The sequence below is a fragment of the Pseudomonas kulmbachensis genome (assembly GCF_963681935.1).
GTDB classification, from domain to species: domain Bacteria; phylum Pseudomonadota; class Gammaproteobacteria; order Pseudomonadales; family Pseudomonadaceae; genus Aquipseudomonas; species Aquipseudomonas kulmbachensis.
This window is the reverse complement of the sequence record NZ_OY817088.1, coordinates 1,922,363-1,946,634: the sequence shown is the minus strand read 5'-3', so window position 1 is coordinate 1,946,634 and position 24,272 is coordinate 1,922,363. Positions and strand designations below refer to the sequence as shown.

Here is a 24,272-nt window from a genome sequence, read left to right as displayed (position 1 = left end):
TTCGGTTTCCTTCTTGCTCAACAAAGATCAAGCCAGTTCAGGCTCCAACAATTCATCCAGTTGCTTGAGCAAGGTGGCGTGACGCAGCAGCTCATAATGGCCACCGCTCAACACCTCATGCCCCGCCCCGGGACCCATTTGCGCCGCATGTACCCGACGCTCGTCTTCACGCCCGACCACCCACCAGTGATGTGCCGCTACCCGAGTCCGAGGCAGTGAGCGCTGGTCCAGGGCCAATTGTTTGAGACGTGTACCCACGGCAAAGATGTGACTCAACTCCGCCGCGCCCAGTAATCCATGCTCACCCAGATTGCTGCGCGGCTCAGCCATGGCCGCCTCGATCACCTGCTCGGCACCGGCGCCAGTCGCCGTCAACAGCTGCGCCTCGGCTTGCGGCACGCCCAGCACAAAGCGCAAAAAGTCCTGCAAGTCTTCACGCCCGTCACTGGCTTCAGCAGTGCCCGCTACATAGCTGTCTACCAGCCCGGCAAATGCCACTTGCTGACCTTGAGCCTCGAGGGCCTGGGCCACCAGCACCGTCAACGCCCCGCCTAGTGACCAGCCCAGCAAGTGATAGGGGCCGTGCGCCTGCTGCTGGCGGATGCGCTCGGCATAGGCCTGCGCCATGCTCTGCAACGACCCATCCTGCCATTCGGGGTCCAGCAACATGCGGCATTGCACTCCATAGACGCTGCGCCGCCCGTCCAATTTACGCGCCAGCGGTTCGTAGTCGAACACCGTGCCAAAACCTGCATGCAGGCAGAACAACGGCGGCACTGCTTCGACTCGACTGTTAAGTGCCAGCAACGGATCAGGTGCTTGGCCTGTAACCACAGGTTCAAAGCCGCTGAGTTCGGCAATACACGGCTTTTGCATCAGGTCGCGCAGCTTGAGGCTCAAACCCAACTCTGGCTGATTGCGCACTCGCGAGATGACCTTAAGCACCTGTAGCGAATCACCACCCAGCTCAAAGAAGTTATCGTCGATGCCCACCTGCTCCAGCCCCAGCACCTCCTGCCAGATCCCGGCCAACGCCTGTTCCAGCGCATTACGCGGTGCTCGATAGTGGCCCTGAAGCAATTGCGGCTCGGGTAATGCACGGCGATCCAATTTGCCATTGGCCGATAGCGCAAAACGCTCCAGTAGCACGATATGGCTGGGCACCATGTAGTCCGGCAGTTGTGCCTGTAATTGCGCTTTCAGTTGGCGCTCCGAAATCGTGCCGCGCGCCGCCACCACATAGCCCACCAACTGTTTGCCGCTCGCGCCCTCGATGACCTTGACCGCCGCATCCTGCACACCGTCGCACTGACGCAAACGCGCTTCGATTTCCCCCGGTTCGATACGGAAGCCACGAATTTTTACTTGTTGGTCCAGACGGCCCAGATAGTCGATCAGCCCGCATTCACGCTGGCGTACCAGGTCGCCAGTGCGGTACATGCGTCCGCCACTGGCGACGAACGGATCTGGTACAAAGCGCTCGGCGCTCAACCCCGGCTGGCGATGGTAGCCACGGGCCAGACATTCGCCGCCCAAGTACAACTCACCACTGACCCCCACCGGCAACGGATTCATGTCCGCATCGAGTACATACACGCCCCGCCCGGCCACACTGCGGCCAATCGGGGCGTAAGCGGCGTCACAACACTCGCTCGCTTCGGCCCGCCACAGCAAAGGCGTAACCACGGTCTCGGTCGGGCCATAACCATTGACCAGCCGCTGGGGTTGCAGGGCACGTTTGACCAGCTCAAAACTGGCGTGCGGTACTGCATCGCCACCAAAGCAATAAGTGTGCACCGCCGGTGGATTGCCCTGCGCCAGGGCCACTTCAGCCAGTTGTTGCAGATAGGCTGGCGGGAAGCACGCCACGGTCACCCGCTGCTGATGCAATACCTGCAGGGTCTGCTCCGGGGTCCACAGATTGTCGTCGCGAATCACCAGGCTACCGCCTGCCAGCAGCACGCCAAGCCAGCGCTCCTGGGCACCGTCAAAGGCGAACGACATAAAGTGCAGTTCGCGACTGGCCGGGCTCAACTCATAGAGGTCGATAATCCCTTGGCAATGCCGCGCAATCGGCTCGCGGGCCACCGCCACGCCCTTGGGCTGGCCAGTAGAACCCGAGGTGTAAATCAGATACGCCAGATGCCCGGGCAACGACCGCACCGCACGCGGCGTGCCATCCCGTACCGGCAACTGATCGAGCAACAGCCGTGGCGTGACGCCGTTAAACGCCACGCGTTGATCGACATCGCTGTGGCACAGCAACAGGCTCGCTCCCGAGTCTGCCAACATAAACCCGAGGCGCTCGGCCGGGTAATCCAGGTCCAGCGGCAAGTAGGCTGCCCCTGCCTTGAGCACCGCCAAAAACGCCACAATGGTTTGCTCCGAACGCGGCAGTGCGACGGCTACCAATTGCTCCGGCCCAATCCCCCGCGCCTGCAAGTGCAGCGCCAGCGCATCGGCCTGACGGTCAAGTTCGGCATAGCTCAACTCGCGGCCATCGCAGATCAAGGCCAACGCCTGCGGCTGCACTGCAACCTGTGCCATAAAGCCCTGCACCAGATCCCGCACTGGCGCCGGGACCTGCGCCATTTCGATCCGTCCATGGGGCAGGCCGATCTCACCGATCAGGCAATTGCCATCCAGCGGCAAGCGCGCCAGCAAGCCTTCAAACTGGCTGCGAATGCGCTCTACCGTTACAGCATCGAAACGCTCGCGCAGGTACAGGTATTCCACCTCAAGCCCCTGGTCGGTGGCGCTGATCATCAAGTCCATCGGGAAGTTAGTCACCCCACCGCTGCCCACCTCGGCAAACTTCAGCTCGCCGTCCTGCTCGCCGCGCAAGGCACGGTCCACCGGGTGGTTTTCAAACACGATAATGCTGTCGAACAACCCTTGCCCGCCCTGCCCGGCCCAGCGCTGAATATCCGCCAGCGGCGTATGTTCAAAATCGCGGATCGCCAGGTTGTAGTCCTGTAACTGGCGCAGCCAGTCGCCCAGCGCCTGTTGCGGATCGAGGGTCTGAATTACCGGCAGGGTATTGATAAACAGCCCGAGCATGTCTTGCGCCCCGGCCAGTTGCGTCGGCCGCCCGGCAACCGTGGCACCAAAGGCCACGCTGCGTTGCCCGGTGTGACGTTGCAGCAGCAACAGCCAGGCTGCTTGCACCACCGTGTTCAGCGTCACTCTCTGGCTGCTGGCAAATGCATGCAATCGACGGCTCGCAGCACTATCCAGATAGCTGTAGAGCACACCATGCCCGCTGCCATCGGTATTGGCCGCATTGGCCAGGATTGTCGGCGCTTGCAATACGTCCAGACGCTCACGCCAGAAGCCTTCGGCTGCCGTCACGTCCTGGCGCGCCAGCCAACTGATGTAGTCGGCATAACGCCCGCTCATGCACGGCAGTGTTTGTTTGGCGTACAAGCGCAGCATTTCGCCGAGCAGGCGCGAAGCGCTCCAACCGTCCAGCAACAAATGATGGTAGGTCCAGATCATCTGGAACCGGTTGTCGTCCAGACGCACCAGGGTAAAGCGCATCAACGGCGGGCAGCTGAGGTCAAAACCCCGGGCCTGATCATCAGCCGCCAACGCCAGCAATGCCGACTCAGGGGCCGCATGCTCACGCCAGTCCAGTTCGACAATCGGCAACTCGGCGTGCTGATACACCGCCTGCAACGGGTCAGCCAGGCCGTCGCGCCACATAAAGGCGGTGCGCAGCACTTCGTGACGTTCCAGCAGGGTTTGCCAGGCGCTGCAAAACCGCTGCACCTGCAACCCCTCTACCGCCACGCTGAGCTGGTTGACGTAAAGGTTCAGCTCTGGCGATTCAATACAGTGGAACAACATGCCCTGCTGCATCGGCGACAGCGGATACAGATCATCCAGCGCACTGCGGTCCACCGCCACGGCATGGGGCACCAGGGCAAAGGGCAAGGTCTCGATGCGCTGCAGCGCTTGCGGCCCGGTATTGATCGCAACCGCCGCCAAGGCTCGGATGGTTTGTGCTTCGAACAGTTGCTTGGGAGTAAAGACCAACCCTTGCGCCCCGGCACGGCTCACCGCCTGCAACGAAATAATCGAATCGCCGCCCAGTTCAAAAAAATTTTCCGTGACGCTGATTGCCTCCAACCCCAGCAAGTCTTGCCAGATATCGGCCAACAGTACTTCGGCCGCCGTTTCCGGCAGCACTCGGTCAAGCACCTGGCGACTGGCCTCAGGGGCAGGCAGGGCCTGACGATCAAGCTTGCCGTTGGGGGTCAACGGCAAGGCCGCCAGGCACATCAGGTGCGCGGGCAGCATATGCGCCGGCAAGCGGCTGCGCAGATGAGCAATCAAATGTTCACGCAACCCGACCTCGTCGGCCAGCGGATCACGGGCCACGATATAACCGACCAACTGACGACTCACCGGGCCATCGCGATCGACTACAAAGGCCTCGCGCACGCCATCGTGCTCCAACAGGCAGGCCTCGATTTCGCCCAGTTCGATGCGGAACCCGCGAATTTTCACCTGCTGATCGATACGCCCCAGATACTCGACCACACCGTCGTCACGCAACCGTGCCAGGTCGCCACTGCGATACAGCCTCGCGCCCGCCACAAATGGATCGGGCACAAAGCGTTCGGCGGTCAGGGCCGGGCGCTGATGGTAGCCACGGGCGACACCTTCGCCACCCAGATACAACTCACCGGCCACCCCTACCGGCAGCGGCTGCAAGCTGGCGTCCAGCACATAGGCACTGCGCTCGCCCACCGGGCGACCTATGGGCAAGAACGCCGACTCGAATCGGGTGTCCGGGTAGGCGCACCAAATCAGCGGCGTAATCACGGTTTCGGTCGGGCCGTAGCCGTTGATAATGCGCGGTGGTTGCAGCACTCGCTGCACCTCATCAAACGCGTGCTTGGGCATGCCTTCACCGCCCACGGTGTAAGAACGAATCGGCAGCTTGCGCCCGGCTTCGCCCATGTAATCGGCCATTTGCAGCAAGTAACTTGGGGTAAAACAGGCAATTGTGATGCCGTGGCGCTCGATTTCTTCGCAGGTGCGCTGGGCGCTCCATACTTCGTCATCGCGCGGCATCAACGCCGAGCCGAAGACCAGCGGGGTCAGCCAGCGCTCGTGGGCACCGTCGAAACTGATGGAGGCAAATTGCAGCTCGCGGTCATCCGGGGTCATGCCATACAACTCGCCAATTGACAGGCAATGCATGGCCAGCGGACCGTGGGCCACGCTCACGCCTTTGGGGCGGCCAGTGGAGCCCGAGGTGTAGATCAGATAGGCCAGGTTCTGTGGTTGCGTGAGGTTGGGCGGATTGCTCGCAGGCAGCCAAGCGATGTCTTCGCGGTCCAGCTCCAGCACCGGCAAACCGTCGATATGCGGCAGTCCCTTGCGCAACCAGGACTGGCTGAGTAACAACGCAATACCGCTGTCCTGCATCAAATAGCTCAGGCGCTCGGCCGGGTAAGCCGGGTCCAGCGGTACATAGGCGCCACCGGCCTTAAGAATTGCCAGCAAGCCGATAATCATCTGTGGCGAGCGTTCCAACGCCAGCCCCACCCTCACTTCCGGGCCCACTCCCAACTCACGCAGGCGATGGGCCAAACGGTTGGCGCGCTGATTGAGGTCGGCGTAGGTGAACGTAGTCCGGTCAAAGATCAACGCCGTTGCCTCAGGGCGAATAGCCGCCTGCGCTTCGATCAACTGATGCACGCACAGCTCGCTCGCGGCTCCCGGCTGGCGGTTCCAGTCCTGCAATTGCTGGTGTTGTTCGGCAGCGCTCAACAACTGCAACTCGCCAAGACTGGCTTGCGGCGCGGCAATCATGCCCCGCAGCAGGCAGGCCAGGTGCTCACTCATGCGGGCAATCACTGACGGCGTAAAGTGACTGAGTAAAAAGCTCCAGGTCAGGCGCAACTGGCCTTCACTGACCGCGGCCAGGGTCAGCGGGTAGTTGGTGCGCTCATGGTTGTCCGGCAACGAAAAGCTCAACCCCTGTGGCGCACCCTGCTGCAAGGCCTCGCCAATGGGGAAGTTTTCAAATACCAGCAAACTGTCGAACAGCGGCTCACCGGCGCGTCCCGCCCAGCGCTGCACATCACTGAGCGCGGTAAATTCATGCTCACGCAGTTCCAGGTTGTGTGCCTGCAAGCGGCTCAACCAGTGCGCCACGCTCTCGGCCGCTTGCGGTTGAGTGATCACCGCCAACGTGTTGATAAACAGCCCGAGCTGGTGCTCCGCCCCCGGTAAATCCACCGGCCGCCCCGCCACAGTGGCGCCAAATGCCACGCTCTGCTGGCCGCTATAGCGCTGCAACAGCACGGCCCAGGCGCCTTGCACCAGCGTGTTGAGGGTGATGTTGTGCTGGCGGGCAAACGCCGCAAAGTCGGCGCTCAGTTGTGTATCGAACAGTTGGTGATGGTCGGCGTAGTCGACACCGTTTGAAGGCGTATGGGGCAGGCTCTGCGCCAACAGGGTCGGGCTCTGCAGTGGCGCCAGTTGCGCGCGCCAGAAGGCTTCGTCGGCCACCGGATCCTGGGCTTGCAGCCAGCCGATATAGTCACCAAAGCGGCCCTGCGCGGGAGCTACTTCTATCCCGGCGTAGCGCTGCAACACCTCGCCGAGCAGCAACGCATTGCTCCAGCCATCGAGCAACAAGTGGTGGTGGGTGTAGATCAACTGCTGACGTTGTTCGTCAAGGCGCACCAGCGCCAGACGCAATAGCGGCGGCTGCGCCGGATCGAACTGCAAACGCTCGCTGCGGGCCAACAATTGCAATTCGCTAGCCTGATCGGCACGCCCGCGCCAGTCGAGCACGGTCAGCGGTAATTGCAGCGAACGCTGTACCAGTTGCACCGGGGCGGTTGCGCCCTGAGGCCAGTGAAACCCGCTGCGCAAAATCGGATGCGCATCCAGCGTCGCTTGCCAGGCTTGGGCCAAGCGCGCCGCGTCCAGACCTTTGGCCTCCACGCTGAGTTGATTGACGTAAGCCCCAGCCTGCGGCTCGTACAGGCTGTGAAACAGCAAACCGCTCTGCATCGGCGACAGTGGATACAGGTCTTCAATCTGCCGTGGCGTGACCGGCAGTTGGTCCAGTTGCGCCTGGGTCAAATTCGCCAGCGCAAAGTCCGCGGGGGTCACGCCGCTGTGCTGCGGGTTCAGGCAATGCTCTACCAGCGCCTGCAAATGCATCTGAATGCCCGCGGCCAGGCCCTCAATCTGATGTTTGTCGAAGCACTCCTGACTGAAGCTCAGGTCCAGTTTCAATTCGCCGCCAAACACCTGGCCGTCCACCGAGAGCCAGTTGGCCAGCGGCGAATCGGGGCTTTGCGCGGCGCCGCTGGCCTCTTGGGCCGGCACAAACAGCGCGTCCTCGCTGAAGCTCTGGTCGAACTGGCCCAGGTAGTTGAACGTCACCCGCGCTGCTGGCAAAGCCGCAAGGCTGGCTTGTGCCTGCGCATCCCCCTGATAGCGCAGCAATCCAAACCCCAGGCCCTTGCCCGGTACTTCACGCAGTTGCTGCTTGATTGCCTTGATGGACTCGCCAAGTCCGGCTGCCGGGGTCAACTTCACCGGGAACAGGCTGGTAAACCAGCCCAGGGTACGGGTCAGGTCAATGTTCTCGAACAAGTCCTCACGCCCGTGACCTTCGAGCTGGATCAACGCCGTCGGTTCGCCGGTCCAGTCGCACAATGCACGGGCCAGGGCGGTCAGCAGCAAATCATTGACCTGGGTGCGATAGGCCGCTGGCGCCTGTTGCAGCAATTGGCGGGTTTGTTCGCGATCCAGCCCCAGGCTGACCACCTGCCGATGCCGCACTGCCTGACTGGCGTTGGCACGCGCATCCGGCAACTCGCCGCTGACACCCTGCAACTGTTGCTGCCACCACAGCAATTGCGCCGCCAGATCCTCGCTTTGCGCATAAGCATTCAACTGCAACGCCCAATCCTGCAGCGAGCTGGTTTTTTCCCCCAGCGCCTGAGAGGCATAAGCCGCTTGCAGGTCTTCAAGCAGCACCCGCCAGGACACGCCATCGACCACCAAGTGGTGGATCACCAGCAGCAAACGCTGGTTGCCGTCGTCATGATCAATCAGCACCGCGCGCAGCAATGGGCCATCGTGCAGCGACAGGCTGCGCTGAGCTTCGTCGCACAGACCTTGCAGGGCCTCGTCACTTTGCACTTGTGCGGTCCACAGCAAATCGGTGGCGGCCACACCGTCCAATGGCCGGTAGTGCGCGGCCCACTGCCCGTCCTGCTGACGGAACTGCAAACGCAGCGCGTCATGCTGGGCCAGCACCTGTTGCAGCGCAGTTTGCAGGCGCAGCAAGTCGAGCGGCTCACGCACGGCAAGCAAAACCGACTGGTTCCAGTGCTGGTTTTGCACCGTCTGCTGGGCAAAGAACCACTGTTGCACCGGGGTCAACACTTGTGCGCCCAACACCGGGCCCTGGGCGATTGGCGCCGCGACTTGCTGGCTAACCACCGCGGCCAGCGCATGCAGGGTCGGTTGCTGAAACAGATCACGTGGCTGCAAACCCAGACCCGCGCGGCGAGCGCGGCTGACCACTTGAATGGAGATGATCGAGTCGCCACCCAGCTCAAAGAAATTGTCCTGACGCCCGACCTGCTCCAGGCCCAGCACGTCTTGCCAGATTGCCGCCAACTGCCGTTCATTGGCACTGCGCGGCGCTTCAAAAATACGCTGGCTGACATTAATCAGCGGCGACGGCAACAATTTGCGTTCCAGCTTGCCGTTGGGGCTCAGCGGCATGCAATCGATCAGCATCAGGTGCGTGGGCACCATGTAATCCGGCAAGCTCACCAGCAAATGCGCTTTCAGTTCTTCGCGCCAGCTGGCCGGATCTTGCGGGGCAACAACCGGCACCAGATACGCCACCAGTTGGTTGTCCAACGCCAGCACCACGGCCTCTTGCACCTGGGGATGCTCTTGCAGGCGCGCTTCGATTTCGCCCAGTTCGATACGCAGCCCGCGAATTTTCACCTGGTGGTCGATGCGACCGCAGTACTCAATAGCGCCGTCAACGCGATAGCGCGCCAGATCGCCCGTGCGATACAAGCGTTCGCCACTGCCCAACGGGTCGACCACAAAGCGCTCGGCAGTCAGAGCCGGGCGGGCATGATAACCCCGCGCCAGCCCGGCGCCCGCCAGGTACAACTCGCCAATCGCACCGTTCGGCAATGGCTGCAGCTCGGCACTCAGAATATAGGTGCGCAGGTTGGCGATTGGCCGTCCGATCGGCACGCTGTCGCGGCCCTCCTCGACGCAAGTCCAGTGAGTTACGTCGATGGCGGCTTCGGTCGGCCCGTACAGGTTGTACAACTGCGCATGCGGCAGGCGCTCAAGAGTCTGGCGCTGCAACGCCATCGGCAACGCTTCACCGCTGCACACAATGCGCCGCAACGAGCTGCACTGCGCCGCTTCGTCAGCGCTGATAAAGGCTTGCAACATCGACGGAACAAAATGCAGAGTGGTGATCGCCTGCTCGACGATCAATGCCGCCAGTTGCTGCGGGTCGCGATGAGCGCCGGGAGCAGCCACCACCAGGGTTGCGCCGTGCATCAGCGGCCAGAAAAACTCCCACACCGACACGTCAAAGCTGAACGGGGTTTTCTGCAACACCCGATCCGCGGTGTTCAGTTCATAGGCCTGTTGCATCCAGGCCAGACGGTTATACAAGGCGCCATGGCTATTGCCCGCGCCTTTCGGGCGACCGGTGGAGCCCGAGGTGTAAATCACATAGGCCAGGTTTTGTGCGCTGGCCACATTTGCCAGGTTCGCGGCGCTGTACTCGGCCAGCCAATGCGCCGTGCTTTCAAGGCACAGACTGGCCAGCCCCACCGGTAGCGCCAGGTTGGCCAACACCGGTGTCTGGGTCAGCAACAGGCTGATGCCGCTGTCCTCGAACATATAGGCCAGTCGCTCGGCCGGGTATTGCGGGTCCAGCGGCACATAGGCACCACCCGCCTTGAGGATCGCCAGCAGGCCGATTACCAGTTCCAGTGAGCGCTCGCAGGCAACCCCGACCCGGACTTCCGGGCCGACGCCCAATTCACGCAAATGGTGCGCCAGACGATTGGCTCGCTGATTTAGCTCGCCATAACTCAGACGCTGCTGGCCAAACACCAGCGCGCAACCATCCGGGGTCGCGCCAGCCTGCGCCTCGATATGCTGGTGCACGCACTCGGGGCCGGGATAGACCTGCTGCGTGGCATTCAGGCCGAGCAAGGTGGCCTCGACTTCAGCCGCCGACAGCATCGCCAGTTCGCCAATCGCGCATTCGGGATCGGCCACGATACTTCCCAGCAGGTTGCGCCAGTGCCCGGCCAGGCACTCGATGCGCTCGGTATCAAACAAATCGGTGGCATAAGTCAGGCTGGCCAGCAGCCGCTCGCCTTCTTCGTGAGTATCCAGTTGCAGGTCAAACTGCGCCGTGCGCCCCGGCCACGCCAGGCTTTGAACCTCAAGCCCGGCAAGCATCCCGCCGAGTGCGCCGGGGCGACTTTGCTGATGGTTGAACATGACCTGGAACAGCGGGCTGTGGCTCAGGCTGCGCTCACCTTGCAGCGCTTGCACCAGACGTTCGAACGGCAGGTCCTGATAGCCTTGGGCATCCAGCGCACGGTCACGGGTTTGCTCCAGCAGCCGGGCAAACGGCAAGCGCCCGTCAAGCTCGGCGCGCAGCACCTGGGTGTTGACGAAAAAGCCGATCAGACCACAGGTTTCTGCACGGCTGCGATTGGCCACCGGCACGCCGATGCGCAGGTCTGTCTGACCGCTGTAGCGGTGCAGCAACACCTGAAAGCTGGCCAGCAACAGCATGAACGGGGTCACGCCACGCTGGCGGGCCAGGCTCATCAAGCCTTTGGCCAGCGCCGGTGGCAGTGCAAAGTCCAGCCGCGCCCCCTGCTGCGTGGGCTGCGCCGGGCGCGAACGGTCGCCGGGCAACTCCAGCACAGGCTGCTCGCTGCCCAATTGCCCGCGCCACCAGTCCAACTGGCGCTCCAGCTCACCGGCTTCCATCCAGCGGCGCTGCCACAACGCGTAATCACTGTACTGGATCGCCAGGGCGGGTAGCTCAAGGGGCTTGCCCTGGACATGGGCCGCGTACAGCTGGGAGAACTCGTCGACCAGTACCCCCATCGACCAGCCATCAGCAACAATATGGTGCAAGGTCAGCACCAGCACATGATCGTCGGCGTCCAGTTGCAACAGGCTGACTCGCAACAACGGGCCGTGTTGCAGATCAAACGGCCGGGCTATATCCAGCTCCAGCAGTTGCATGGCCATGTTCAGGCGTTCGGCCTGGGGCTGATCACGCAGATCATGCTGGGTCAAAGTCAGTGAAAGGTCGGTAGGGGTTTGCAACTGCTGGAGAACCCGACCATCGGTTTCAATAAACACACTGCGCAGGCTGTGATGGCGTTCCAGCAACGCATCGAAGCTGTGCTGCAACGCAGGCACATTCAGCGCGCCGCGCAAACGCAGGGCCGCCGGGATGTGATAGGCCGCACCTTCGGGGTCAAGTTGCCACAGGAACCACTGACGTTGCTGGGCATAAGACAGCTCGCACGGTTCAGCGGCAGGTGCCGTCAGCGGTATCGGCAACTGGCCGAAGCTGACGCCCTGCTCCTGCATTTTTTGCAGAAAGTCGCGACGCTGCTGCGGCGCGAGGCTGGCGAAACGGTTGGCAATGCGCCAGGCGGTAGAGTTTTCCATCAGTTGATCTCCATCTCGTCGAGCAGCGACTCAAGTGCGCTCAGACGAACATCGTTATCCGCAGGCGTTTGCGCCTGTGCCAGAGCGGCATAGGCTTGAAGGTCAGCGGCTTCGAACAGCGCCCGTAGCGCCAACTCGATGCCCAGTTGCAGTTCGACCCTGGCGCTGGCCTGGGCCGCGAGCAGCGAATGCCCCCCCAATTCAAAGAAGTTGTCGTGACGCCCCACCCGCTCGACTTCCAGCACGCTGGCCCAGATAGCCGCCAGTTGCGTTTCCAGTTCACCCACGGGGGAGGTGTAAGGCCGTTGCCAGTGTTCGGCGTCGGGCAGCGGCAAGGCGTTGCGATCAAGCTTGCCGTTGCCGGTCAGTGGCAGCGCATCGAGCAGCAACCAATGTGTGGGCACCATGTAATCCGGCAGCTCGCCCTTGAGCGCAGCACGCAATTGCTCGCGCCAGGCAAGCGGGTCAGCAGGGGGCTGGTCGGCCACCACATAGGCGCACAGTTGCTCTTGATACACGCTCAGCACCGCGTCGCTGACGCCGACTTGCTGCTTGAGGCAGGCTTCGATTTCCCCCAGTTCGATACGGAAACCGCGAATCTTCACTTGCTGGTCGGCCCGACCCAGATAGTCGATATTGCCATCGGCCCGCTGGCGAGCCAGATCGCCACTGCGATACAGCCGCATGCTCGGTTCAAACGGACTTGGCACAAAGCGTTCGGCCGTCAACCCGGCGCGGCCGTGATACCCACGCGCCAGCCCAGCCCCGGCGATATACAGCTCACCCGCGCAACCCGCAGCCACCGGTTGCAACTGGCTGTCGAGCAAGTACCAGCTGAGGTCACTGAGCGGACGACCAATCGGGCTTTGCACCCTGGCATCGAGATCAGTCGGGCTGATGGCGCGGTACGTCACATGCACCGTGGTTTCGGTGATGCCGTACATGTTCACCAACGTGGTTTGCCGATCACCGAAGCGTTCGTACCACGGACGCAGGCTCGACGCTTGCAGCGCCTCGCCACCGAAGATCACCCAACGCAACGCCAGCGGGTGCGGGCTGCTGCAGACAATCGGCAGCAGTTGCCGGAAGGCTGTAGGTGTCTGGTTGAGCACCGTCACGTGTTCATCACACAGCAACCGGTGAAACACCTCAGGTTCACGGCTGATGTAATACGGCACGATCACCAGACGACCGCCGGTACACAGCGCACCAAACAGCTCCCAAACCGAAAAATCGAACGCATAAGAGTGGAACAGCGTCCACACATCACTCGGGCCAAACCCGAATTGATCTGCCGTGGCGCCCAGCAAACGAGTGACGTTGACATGGCTGAGCAGTGCGCCTTTGGGCCGACCGGTGGAGCCCGAGGTGTAAATCACATACGCCAGGTTATCGGGCTGCGTGAGGTTGCCCAGGTTTTCGGGGCTAAAGGCATCCAGCCCCAGATGCTCCATGCACAAGGCCTGTACCCCGACCCGTGGCGGCAGGTTTTCCAGCAGATGTTCCTGGGTCAGCAGCAGTTGAATGCTGCTGTCTTCGATCATGTAACTCAAGCGCTCCGCAGGGTATTGCGGGTCGAGCGGCACATAAGCACCTCCGGCCTTGAGAATCGCCAACACCCCGACCACCAGCGCCATGGATCGCTCGGTGGCAATCCCCACCCGTACTTCCGCACCCACTCCCAGTTCGCGCAATTTGTGCGCCAGGCGATTGGCCTGCGCGTTAAGCGCGCCATAGCTCAGCGAATCGCCGTCGCAGCGCAGCGCCACGGCCTGAGGTTGCAAGGCCACTTGCGCCTCAAACAATTGATGCAGATTCGGCGCCAGCGGCTGGCTCAGCACCTGCGGGTTCCACTGCGCAATCAGCGCCTGCTGCTCGACTTCATCAAGCATCGGCAACCCAGCGATACGTTGTTGCGGCTCACGCACCACGGCGCGCAACAGGTTCAACCAGTGCCCGGCCAGACGTTCGATAGTGGCAGGGTCATACACATCGCTGGCATAGGTCAGGCTGGCGTGCAGTTGCTCGCCCTGCTCTTCGGTGTCCAGTGCCAGATCGAACTGGGCGCTGTGCTGTTGCCAGTCCATGCGTTGCACGGTCAAGCCCGGCAGCGTGCGTTCAACACTGTCACCGACCTGGCGTTGATGGTTGAACAGCACGTCGAACAGCGGCGTGTGGCTGAGGCTGCGCTGCGGTTGCAGCGCCTCTACCAGTTGCTCGAACGGCAGTTCCTGATGCGCCTGCGCCCATAGCGCCGTTTGTTTGACCTGCTGCAACAGGCTGGCAAAGGTTTGCTGACCGTCGATCTCGGCGCGCAGCACCTGGGTATTGATAAAGAAGCCGATCAGGCCTTCGGTTTCGATCCGGCCCCGCCCGGCGTTCGGCACGCCAACACTGATTGCCGACTGACCACTGTAGCGATGCAAAAGCGTTTGCAGACTGGTCAGCAGCAACATGAACAGGGTCACATTTTGCTGCTGAGCCAACTGCCGCAATTGGCTGGCCAATTGCGGTTCAACCGTCAACTCGATACGTGCGCCGCGCTCGCTGCGAATCGCCGGGCGGGTCAGCTCACTGCCCAGTTCCAGCGGCGCGTGATGAGTGCCGAGCTTTTCGCGCCAGGCATTCAACTGGCGTTCGCCCTCGCCTCCCTGCAGCCAGTTGCGCTGCCATGCCGCGTAATCGGCGTAGCTCACAACCAACGGCGCCAGGTTCGGTGCCTGCGCCTGAACATGGGCCACATACAGTGCACTGAACTCATCGACCATCACCTGCATCGACCAGCCATCAGCGGCGATATGGTGCACAGTCAGCACCAGCACATGCTCATCGGCCGCGACCTTGAGCAGCAACACGCGCAGCAGCGGACCGTGGCGCAGGTCGAACGGCTGGCGCATTTCTTCGCTGACCAGGGCTTCAATCTGCGCCTCACTGACGGTATCGAGGATCAACTCACGCAAGGCCAACGGCAAACTGGTGTGCAGCACGCCACGGGCCTGTTCGCCATCCTGGGAGAAGGTAGTACGCAGGGTTGCGTGGCGTGCCTGCAGGTCATTGAAACTGCGCAGCAGTGCATCACGATTGAGCGCACCTTTAAGCCGTAGCGCTGCGGGAATGTTGTACGCCGCACTGTCCGGGTCAAGCTGCCAGAGGATCCACTGGCGCTGTTGCGCATACGACAACACATCTGCTTGACCGCCAACCAGCGGGCGCAATGGCGGCTGGCTGACAGTTGGCGGTTGCGCCGCACAACGGCTGGCAAAGTCGCTGAGGCTGGCGGTTTCAAACAGGCTGCTCAGGGGCAGTTCGATATTCAATTGCTGACGCACGCGGGACACCACTTGCGCGACCAGCAATGAATGCCCGCCCAGCTCGAAGAAATTGTCGTCGCGGCCCACTGCATCGAGTTTCAACACCTGCTGCCAGATGGCGGCAATCCGGGTTTCGATCCCGGCCAGCGGGGCAATCACCTCGCGTTGCCAGTCACCCGCCTGGGGCAACGCCCTGCGGTCGACCTTACCGTTGGCATTGAGCGGCAGGCTGTCCAGCACCTGCCATTGCAGCGGCACCATATAGTCGGGCAAGCGGGACTTGAGCCCGGCCTTGAGCTGCTCGCGCAACTGGCTCCAGTGCGGCGCCTCGTCGTCGGCCACCACAAAGGCGACCAACGCCTTGCCGGTCGGACCTTCCTGTACCACCACCGCGGCTTCGCGCACGCCATCCAGCTCGCGCAGACGGGATTCGATTTCACCCAGCTCAATGCGAAAACCACGCACTTTTACCTGCTGGTCGATGCGGCCCACGTACTCCAGCTGGCCGTCGGCGCGGCGCCGCGCCAGGTCGCCGGTACGGTACAGGCGCTCGCCCGGTTGTTGCGCGTAAGGGTTGGGCATAAACACCGCCGCACTGCGCGCCGGATCGCTGAAATAGCCGCGCCCCACGCCAGTACCCGCCACATACAACTCGCCCACCACACCGGTTGGCACGGGCTGCAAACCGCCATCGAGCACATACAGACGGTTGTTGTCGGTGGCCAGGCCAATCGGCAGATATGCGCCATCGACCGAAGCCGCATCGACCCGAAACAGTGCCACATCGTCCGAGCATTCCGCCGGGCCGTAGGCGTTGACCAGACCGATCTGCGGATAGCGCTGCAACCAGCGCCGCGCCAGTTGCGGCGGCATGGCTTCGCCGGTTGGCAGCATCCAGCGCAGTGCAGCGAGCGAACCCTGTGGTTCGTCGAGCAGGCTCTGGATCAGTGACGGCACGCTCTCGAGAACGCTGATGCCCCGCGCCGCCACATGGGCCAACAACGCTGCCGGATCGTGGGCGATGGCGTTGGGCACGATATCGACCTGGGCGCCAAACAGCGGCGCGGCAAGGAACTGCCATACCGAAATATCGAAACTCTGGGACGCGGTTTGGGCAATAACATCAGCGCCAGTCAGGTGCAGATACGGTTGCTTGCTCAATTGGTTATTGAGCATTCCGGCCTGCTCGACCATCACCCCTTTGGGGGTTCCGGTCGAGCCCGAGGTGAAGATCACATAGGCCAGATTATTCGGCGCGCTGTAGATCTGCGGTTGGGCGCAAGAGCCGCCCGCGGTTTGCACCTCATCCCAGATCAACAGCATGGGCCGCTGTTCAGGCGCCAGCAGCGCAAGCAAAGCCTGCGCCTGTTCACCACAGGCAGCACTGGCCACCAGCGCCGGAACCCGACCCAGTTGCAGCAGATCCAGCAGACGTTGCTGCGGCAACTGCGGGTCCAGCGGCAGGTAAGCCGCGCCAGCCTTGAAGCTGGAAAGCATCATGCCCAGCAGCTCCAGGCTGCGCTCGGCCAGCAGCGCAACCGGTTGGTCGACGCCGATACCGGCTGCGATCAACGCTTGAGCAAGACGATTGGCCCGGGTGTCCAGCTCGCGATAGGTCCAGCGTTGCTCAAGACAGGTGGCGACCACGCGGTCGGGGTGCGCCGCCAGTTGCGCCTCAAACAGGCGTACATACCCTTGATCCAGCGGGTAGTCGCGGGCGGTCTGGTTACCGGCCTGCAACAGTTGCCCACGTTCGGCGGCGTCGACCACCGGCAGGTCGGCGAACTGGCCATCGGCATGCTCGCCAATTGCCAACAGCAGGCGCTTGAAATCCGCCAGCAAGCGCTCGACCGTAGCCTCATCGAAGAAGCGTTTGTCGTAAGACAAGTGCAAGCCCAGCGCATCGCCGGGGTACACCACCACCGTCATCGGGTAATTGGTGTGAGTGCGGGCGCTGTCGGACCTGGCGCTGATCTGCTGCGCACCGCTGACCACCGCGCTTTCTACCGGGGCGTTTTCGTAGACGAACAGGCTGTCGAAAATCGACTGGCCTTTTTCCAGCCCGCTGCATGCCTGAATCTTCAGCAGCGGCAAATGCTCGTGTTCGCGCAGCGCCAGGTTGTGCTCGAACAAGTCTTGCAACCAACTTTGCACGCTGACGCTTTGCCCGGCGCGAGGCAAGCGCACACGCAACGGGATGCTGTTGATAAACAGGCCCACTGTGTCCTGCATTTGCGCAAGATTGATCGGGCGACCAGCCACCGTCACGCCGAACAACACTTGATCCAGCCCGCTGTAACGCTGCAAAACCAGCGCCCAGGCAGCCTGAGTCAGGGTGTTGACGGTCAGCTGATAACGCTGCGCCAGTTCACGCAAGGCACGGCCCTGCGCCGGTTCAAGGTCGGCGTAGCAATCGCCGATCTCGGAGAACCCGCCCTGGCGGCGCACAGGGCGGTCGAACGGCAACGGCGTGGGTTGTTCAAAACCTTCCAGCTCAACCGTCCAGGCATTCAGCGCAGCGCTCTCACCCTGTTCTTGCAGCCACTGGATAAAGTCGCGATAACGCGCCGCGGGCGGCAGGCTGTGCTGGCCGCTGTAAAGGGTGAAGAAGTCTTGCAGCAACAACGAGCGGCACCAGGCATCGATCAGGATGTGGTGGTTGCTGAGGATAAACCAGTAATGCCCTGCGCTGCGGCGGATCAGGCGCAAGCTGAACGGTGGGCTGTTAAGCAGATCGAAACCCTGCGCCCGGTCCTCGGCCAGCAGCGCTTGCAACGCCGCTTCGTGCTCAGCCTGCGGGCGTTCGGTCCAGTCGTGAAGTTGCACTTTAGGCGCAGCATCGCGGTGGATGATTTGCAGCATCTGGCCGTCTTCGTCGAGGCTGAACGAAGCGCGCAGTGCATCGTGACGCTGGACTACGGCGTGCCAGGCAGCCGTAAAGCGCGGCAGGTCGATTTCGCTGTCGATGATGTAACGGTCCTGCATGAAATAGATACCCGAGCCCGGTTCCAGCAGGGTGTGCACCAGCAAGCCCTGCTGCATCGGCGACAGTGGGTAAATATCCTCAATGGCGCTGGCAGGCACCTTGAGGTTGTCCAGTTGTGCCTGGGTCAACGATGCCAGAGGGAAGTCCGACGGGGTCATGCCGCCCGCCTCACAGCCCACGCAGTGTTCGATCAGAGCGCTGAGCTCGTGCCGGTAATCGTCAACCAGCCCCTGCACCGTCGCATCATCGAACATCTGCTGGCTGTAGCTCCATTGCAGGCTCAGTTCGCCGCCGTAGACCTGCCCCTCGATGCTCAGCCAGTTGGCCAGCAGCGCGTTTTCGTCCTGTGCCAACCCGGCACTTTCAGCAGCCGGGGCGAACAGCGCCTGCTCGTCAAACTGACGGTCGAACTGCCCCATGTAGTTGAAGGTGATGCGCGGCGTGGCCAGACCCGCCAACTGTGCGCCCACCTCATCACCTGCCAGGTAGCGCAACAGGCCGTAACCGACGCCCTTGTTCGGAACACTGCGCAGTTGCTCCTTGATCGATTTGATCGAGGTGCCGAAGTCACCTTGCGCAGTCAGTTGTACCGGGAACAGGCTGGTAAACCAGCCCAGGGTGCGCGACAGATCGAGGTCATCGAACAGCTGTTCTCGACCGTGGCCTTCGAGCTGAATCAAGCTGCTGGCCTGCCCACTCCAGCGGCCAATCACCCGTGCCAGCGCCGTCAGCAACAAATCGTTGACCTGGGTGCGATAGGTTGCAGGGGCCACTTGCAACAACTGGCGGGTAAGTTCGGCATCGAGTTTGAGCTCCAGCTTGCGCCCGTGGCGGTTTTGCAAACCCGCATCAGGACGGTCACAGGGCAAGTCGCTGCAGGCACCGGCCAACTGCGCCTGCCACCAGGCCAACTCATCGACCCGTGCCAAAGCCTCGCCTTGCAGGCGTGCAGTCCAGGCCTGATAGGCACTGGTCTTGGCCTGCGGCGGCTGGCTCGGAGCCCTATAAAACTGCTGCAGATCTTCCAGCAATACACGCCACGATACGCCGTCCACCACCAGGTGATGGACCACCAGCAACAGGCGCTGACTGTGATCGGGCATGTCCACCAACAGCGCGCGCAGCAGCGGGCCCTGTTGCAGGTCAAGGCTACGCTGAGCCTGTTGGCATAGCGCATTGAGTTCTTGCACACCAGTCACCTGCCGGTGCCACAGCAGGCTGTCCGTCGGCAGTTCGGCATAGGCCTGCTGCCACTGACCGTCGCGCTGTTCGAAGCGCAAGCGCAGACCATCGTGATGCGTCAGCAACGAGCGCAGCGCCAGCTCGAGCACAGCGCCCTCAAGCGGCTGACGCGGGTGCAGCAGCAGCGACTGGTTCCAGTGGTGACGTTGAGGCATTGGCTGCGCAAAAAACCACTGCTGCACGGGTGCCAATGCCACAGCGCCACTGGCGAGCCCCTGATCGATGCTGGTTTGCTGGCTCAGCTCGGCGACCCGGGCCAGGCTGCGAATGGTCTGATGCTGGAAAAGATCTCGCGGGCTGAACGCGATCCCGGCCTGACGAGCTCGGCTGACAACTTGAATCGAGATAATCGAGTCACCGCCCAGGGCGAAGAAGTTGTCATCCACGCCAATCTGCGCCACGCCCAGTACGTTTTGCCAGATATCGGCCAAGCGCTGCTCCAGCTCGCAGGCCGGTGCGGCATAGCCTTGTTGCAGCGCACTGAGGTCCGGGCGCGGTAGGGCCTTGCGCTCCAGCTTGCCGTTGGCCGACAGCGGCAAGCGCTCAAGGCTGAGCCAGAGGCCGGGTACCATGTATTCCGGCAACGCGAGTTGCAGGTGCGCGCTGAGTGCGGCCTGCCAGTCGGCCTGCAATGGATCTTGCAGTACCACATACGCCACCAGTTGCTTGCCATCGAGCACCAGCACCACGGCTTCGCGCACTGCCGCGTGCTCGACCAGACGCGCTTCGATTTCCCCCAGCTCAATGCGCAACCCACGTAACTTGACCTGGTGGTCGAGGCGCCCCAGATACTCAATCACCCCGTCCACCCGCTGCCGAACCAGATCACCGGTGCGATACAGGCGCTCGCCCTGGTTGAACGGGCACGGCACAAAGCGCTCGGCGGTCAGGGCCGGCCGTCGATGGTAGCTGCGGGCCAATCCGGCACCGCCCAGGTACAGCTCACCGGCAACCCCCAACGCCACGGGCGACAGATTCGCGTCGAGGACACAGGTGCGCAGGTTGGCAATCGGCAAACCAATCGGCACGCTGGCTGCACCTTCCTCCAGGCAGGTCCAGTGCGTCACGTCGATGGCGGCTTCGGTCGGCCCATACAGGTTGTACAACTCGGTAGCGGGCAGTTTGGCGAACACCTGTTGCTGGGCGTCCACCGGTAATGCTTCACCACTGCAGACAATCCGGCGCAGGCTGGTGCAGTGCTCGACTGCACTTTCGTGAATAAACGCCTGCAACATCGACGGCACAAAATGCAGCGTAGTGATGCGCTGCTGACGAATGGTCTCGATCAGGCGCAGCGGTTCGCGGTGTTCGCCGGGCTGGGCTACTACCAGCCGGGCCCCGGTGAGCAGCGGCCAGAAAAACTCCCACACCGACACGTCAAAACTGAACGGGGTCTTTTGCAGCACGGCATCGTCTGCCCCCAGAGCGTAAGCCTGCTGCATCCAGCACAGGCGGTTGACCAGCGCCGCATGCGTGTTGCCCGCACCTTTGGGGCGCCCGGTAGAACCCGAGGTGTAGATCACGTAGGCGAGGTGTTGCGAATCCTGGGCCAGGTTGAGATTGCTGGCGCTGTAGTCGTCCAGCCAACCCGAAGGTTGATCCACAGTGATGACCTTCACATCGGCCACCGGTAGCGTCGCCAACAAGCGGCTGTGGGTCAGCAACAGCGCAATGGCGCTGTCGTCGATCATGTACGCCAGCCGCTCTTGCGGGTACTCCGGGTCCAGCGGCACGTAGGCGCCACCGGCCTTGAGGATCGCCAGCAAACCCACCACCATCTCCTGCGAGCGTTCCAGCGCGATACCCACCAGCACGTCCGGGCCCACGCCCTGCTCGCGCAACAGATTGGCCAGCTGGTTGGCGCGAGCATTGAGTTGCGCAAAGGTCATGGACTGCGTGCCAAACACCAGGGCTATGGCATTCGGCGTACGCTCGACCTGCGCTTCGATCAATTGCTGCAGGCAGGTATGGGTCGGGTAAGCGACCTGGGTGCGGTTCCAGTCATGGACCTGGGTCTGCCACTCGCTGGCATCGAGCATCGGCAACTCGCCAACCCGGCGTTCAGGGTTGTCTACCAGCGCCCGCAGCAGGTTGCTCCAATGCCCAGCCATGCGGGTGATGGTCGCACCGTCAAACAGGTCATTGGCGTAGGTCAGGGCAGCGTGCAGCTGGCCGGCTTTTTCGTAAGTATCCAGGCTCAAGTCAAATTGGGTGGTACGCCCTTCCCACTCCACCAGGCTCAACTTCAGGCCGGAGGCGGTATTCACCGTATCGATATCCGCGACCTGCGGCTGGTGGTTGTACATCACCTGGAACAGCGGGTTATGACTCAGGTTACGTTCAAGCTTGAGCGCCTCAACCAGTTGCTCGAAGGGTAACTCCTGATGTGCCTGGGCGCCGAGCGCGGTCTCTTTCACCGCGCCCAGCAACTCGGCCACCGAGGTCTGGGCATTGAGTTGTGTGCGCAGCACTTGGGTATTGACGAAAAACCCGATCAGCCCCTCGACCTCGCGCCGGTTACGATTGGCAATCGGCACCCCGACCCGCAGATCGTCCTGGCCGCTGTAGCGGTGCAGGAGGATATTGAACGCGCCCAACAGCAGCATAAACAGGGTGACATTGTGTTGTTGCGCCAAGGCGCGCAATTGCTCGACCAGTTGCGGGGCAACCGCAAATTCATACCGGGTGCCGCGATAACTCGGCATCGCCGGGCGCGGATAATCCGTGGGCAAGGCCATGACCGGATGCTCGTCACCGAGCCGTGACTGCCAGTATTCCAGTTGCCGGGCCTGCTCACCGGCCTGCAGCCAACGGCGTTGCCACAACGCGTAATCGCTGTATTGAATCGGCAACTGAGCCAACGCGGGCAACTCGCCGCGCTCGAAAGCGTCATAGCTGCGGATAAATTCGTCGATCAACACATTCATCGACCAGCCATCAGACACGATGTGATGCAAGGTCAGCAGCAGTACATGCTCCTGTGGGGCGAGCTTGAGCAGCTTGATTCGCAACAGCGGGCCGTTGGCCAGATCAAAGGGTTGCAGCGATTGGCGCTGAGCCTCGGCCGCGACCGCCTGTTCACGCTCAATGACGGGCAGCAGGCTGAAATCCAGCTGCTCGACCTGGAGGGGAACCGTGAGCGGCGCCTGTTCGAGGCTGTCATCGGGATTTTGACGAAACACCGTGCGCAGGGTTTCGTGGCGCTGCACCAGGTGGGCAAAGGCCTGCTCCAGCGCGGCGCTATCCAGCGCGCCGGTCAGGCGTACCGCGCCCGGCAGGTTATAGGCACCACTGTGGGGGGCGAGTTGCCATAAAAACCACATGCGCCGCTGCGCATACGACAACGACTGACGGTCGGTTGCGGGCACATCGGCGGGAATCGGAAACTGCGAAAAGTCGATCCCTTCTGCCCGCAGACCGTCGAGGAATAACCGGCGTTTTTCCAGCGGTAACTCGATGAATCGGCGGGCAAGTTTGAGGGACTTCTCAGCATTCATCTGACTTCTTCCGTACGTGTTGGCTATCGAGCGTTGGCTCGGCTATCCCTACGGAACGGATGAAGTCAGGGGAAAATTAACCTGCCGCTTTTGATAGAAACAGGCAAGGGACACCGCGAACACACCAACACCCGAAAGTTGTAGATACTCTGTTCCAGGTCAAGCCCCCAGTGGGAGCGAGCCTGCTCGCAAAGAACATTCGCGAGCAGGCTCGCTCCCACGCTTGAAGTATCTCTGTAGATACTCTGCTCCCGGTCAAGCACTAGCGAAGGGCTCTCGCTAAACCGCTTGGTTCACCTGCGCTCCTCAGCGGCTACAAGTCGCCGTTAAATTCAGGCTCCGACTAGTCGTTATATAAACGACTCCTGTTCACTAAGGTGCTGTTATGTCCGCCGTCACCTCTCTGGTACAAAACCTGCGTAATCGACTCAATAAACCCACCGCTTACCAGGTGTTCGATATCCGGCTCAAGCATCGAATTGCCTTGAGTCCGTCGCTGATGCGTTTTGTGTTCAGCGGCAGCGATGTGGCACTTATGCGCACCCTGGCACCGGACCAGCGGGTCAAACTTTTCTTCCCGAGCGTCGACGGTATCGCTCCCAACCTGCCCAAGCAGGGCGACTGGCGAGCACACATACGCGACCTTGGTTCCGAACAGACCCCACCCATGCGCACTTACACCATTCGCGACCTGCGCGTGGAATCGGCCGAGCTGGACATCGACTTTGTCCTGCACGGCGAAACCGGCCCCGCCTCGCGCTGGGCGCTGCAAGCCGAGATCGGCGATCAACTGCAAATCATCGCTCCCAACGGCGCCTGCCAAGAGGACCCCGGTGGTTATGAATGGCAACCACCTCAGGGCGTGCGCACAGTGCTGTTGATCGGCGACGAAACCGCCCTCCCGGCGATTGCCGGGATCCTTGAACAACTTGCACATCACCCCGACCCGCCCCAGGTACAAGCCTTTGTCGAAGTACCCGAAGAGTCTGACTGCCTGCCTTTGGTCTGCGGCCTTAACGCCAAAGTTCACTGGCTACCCCGCGCCAGCCTGGGCAAACAACACGGCGACGGCATGCTCCTCGCCGCCCGCGAACTGGCCAGCCTGCCGCCCCGGCGCAGTCAAGCTCAAGGCTGCGCGGCGCTGCAAGAACTTGACCTGGACAACCAGCGCCTATGGGAACGGGCGAGCGCCAAACACAACGACTTTTATGCCTGGGTGGCCGGGGAATCGACGGCTGTGATGGCGATCAGAAGGTTTTTCGTCAATGAGTGCGGCATGGACCGCAAGGGGCTGACCTTTATGGGGTACTGGAAACTGGGGCAGTCGTTGGGGTGAACGCAGCCTCGTTCCTGCATCAACGGCTGCAGGCATACGGGAGTGCGAAACATTTTTTTACAACTCTGGCTTCGGGTTTTGAACGTCTCATTCGTCCTACATGGATAAGCAATCGCTTCTCAATGGCGATTAGACACCCGCCCAGCCGCGAGTTTGCCGTT

At 62.0% G+C, this 24,272-nt stretch carries 3 protein-coding genes; 1 reads left to right on the top strand and 2 read right to left on the bottom strand.

From position 1 onward, the window contains the following. Nucleotides 1-27 precede the first annotated feature (27 nt). Both U5A05_RS08845 and U5A05_RS08840 read right to left on the bottom strand, forming a co-directional pair. On the bottom strand, nucleotides 28-11,739 hold the full coding sequence (locus U5A05_RS08845; protein WP_321836133.1) for a non-ribosomal peptide synthetase: 11,712 nt from the start codon (nucleotides 11,737-11,739) through the stop codon (nucleotides 28-30). Then, the gene (locus U5A05_RS08840) at nucleotides 11,739-22,775 is read right to left on the bottom strand and encodes a non-ribosomal peptide synthase/polyketide synthase (RefSeq protein ID WP_321836132.1); all 11,037 of its coding nucleotides are present in this window, start codon (nucleotides 22,773-22,775) and stop codon (nucleotides 11,739-11,741) included. The genes U5A05_RS08845 and U5A05_RS08840 overlap by 1 nt, the downstream gene beginning before the upstream one ends. Before the next feature lie 385 nt (nucleotides 22,776-23,160). Between U5A05_RS08840 and U5A05_RS08835 the strand changes: the two genes are divergently transcribed. Beyond that, on the top strand, nucleotides 23,161-24,111 hold the full coding sequence (locus U5A05_RS08835; RefSeq protein WP_321836131.1) for a siderophore-interacting protein: 951 nt from the start codon (nucleotides 23,161-23,163) through the stop codon (nucleotides 24,109-24,111). Nucleotides 24,112-24,272 lie beyond the last annotated feature (161 nt).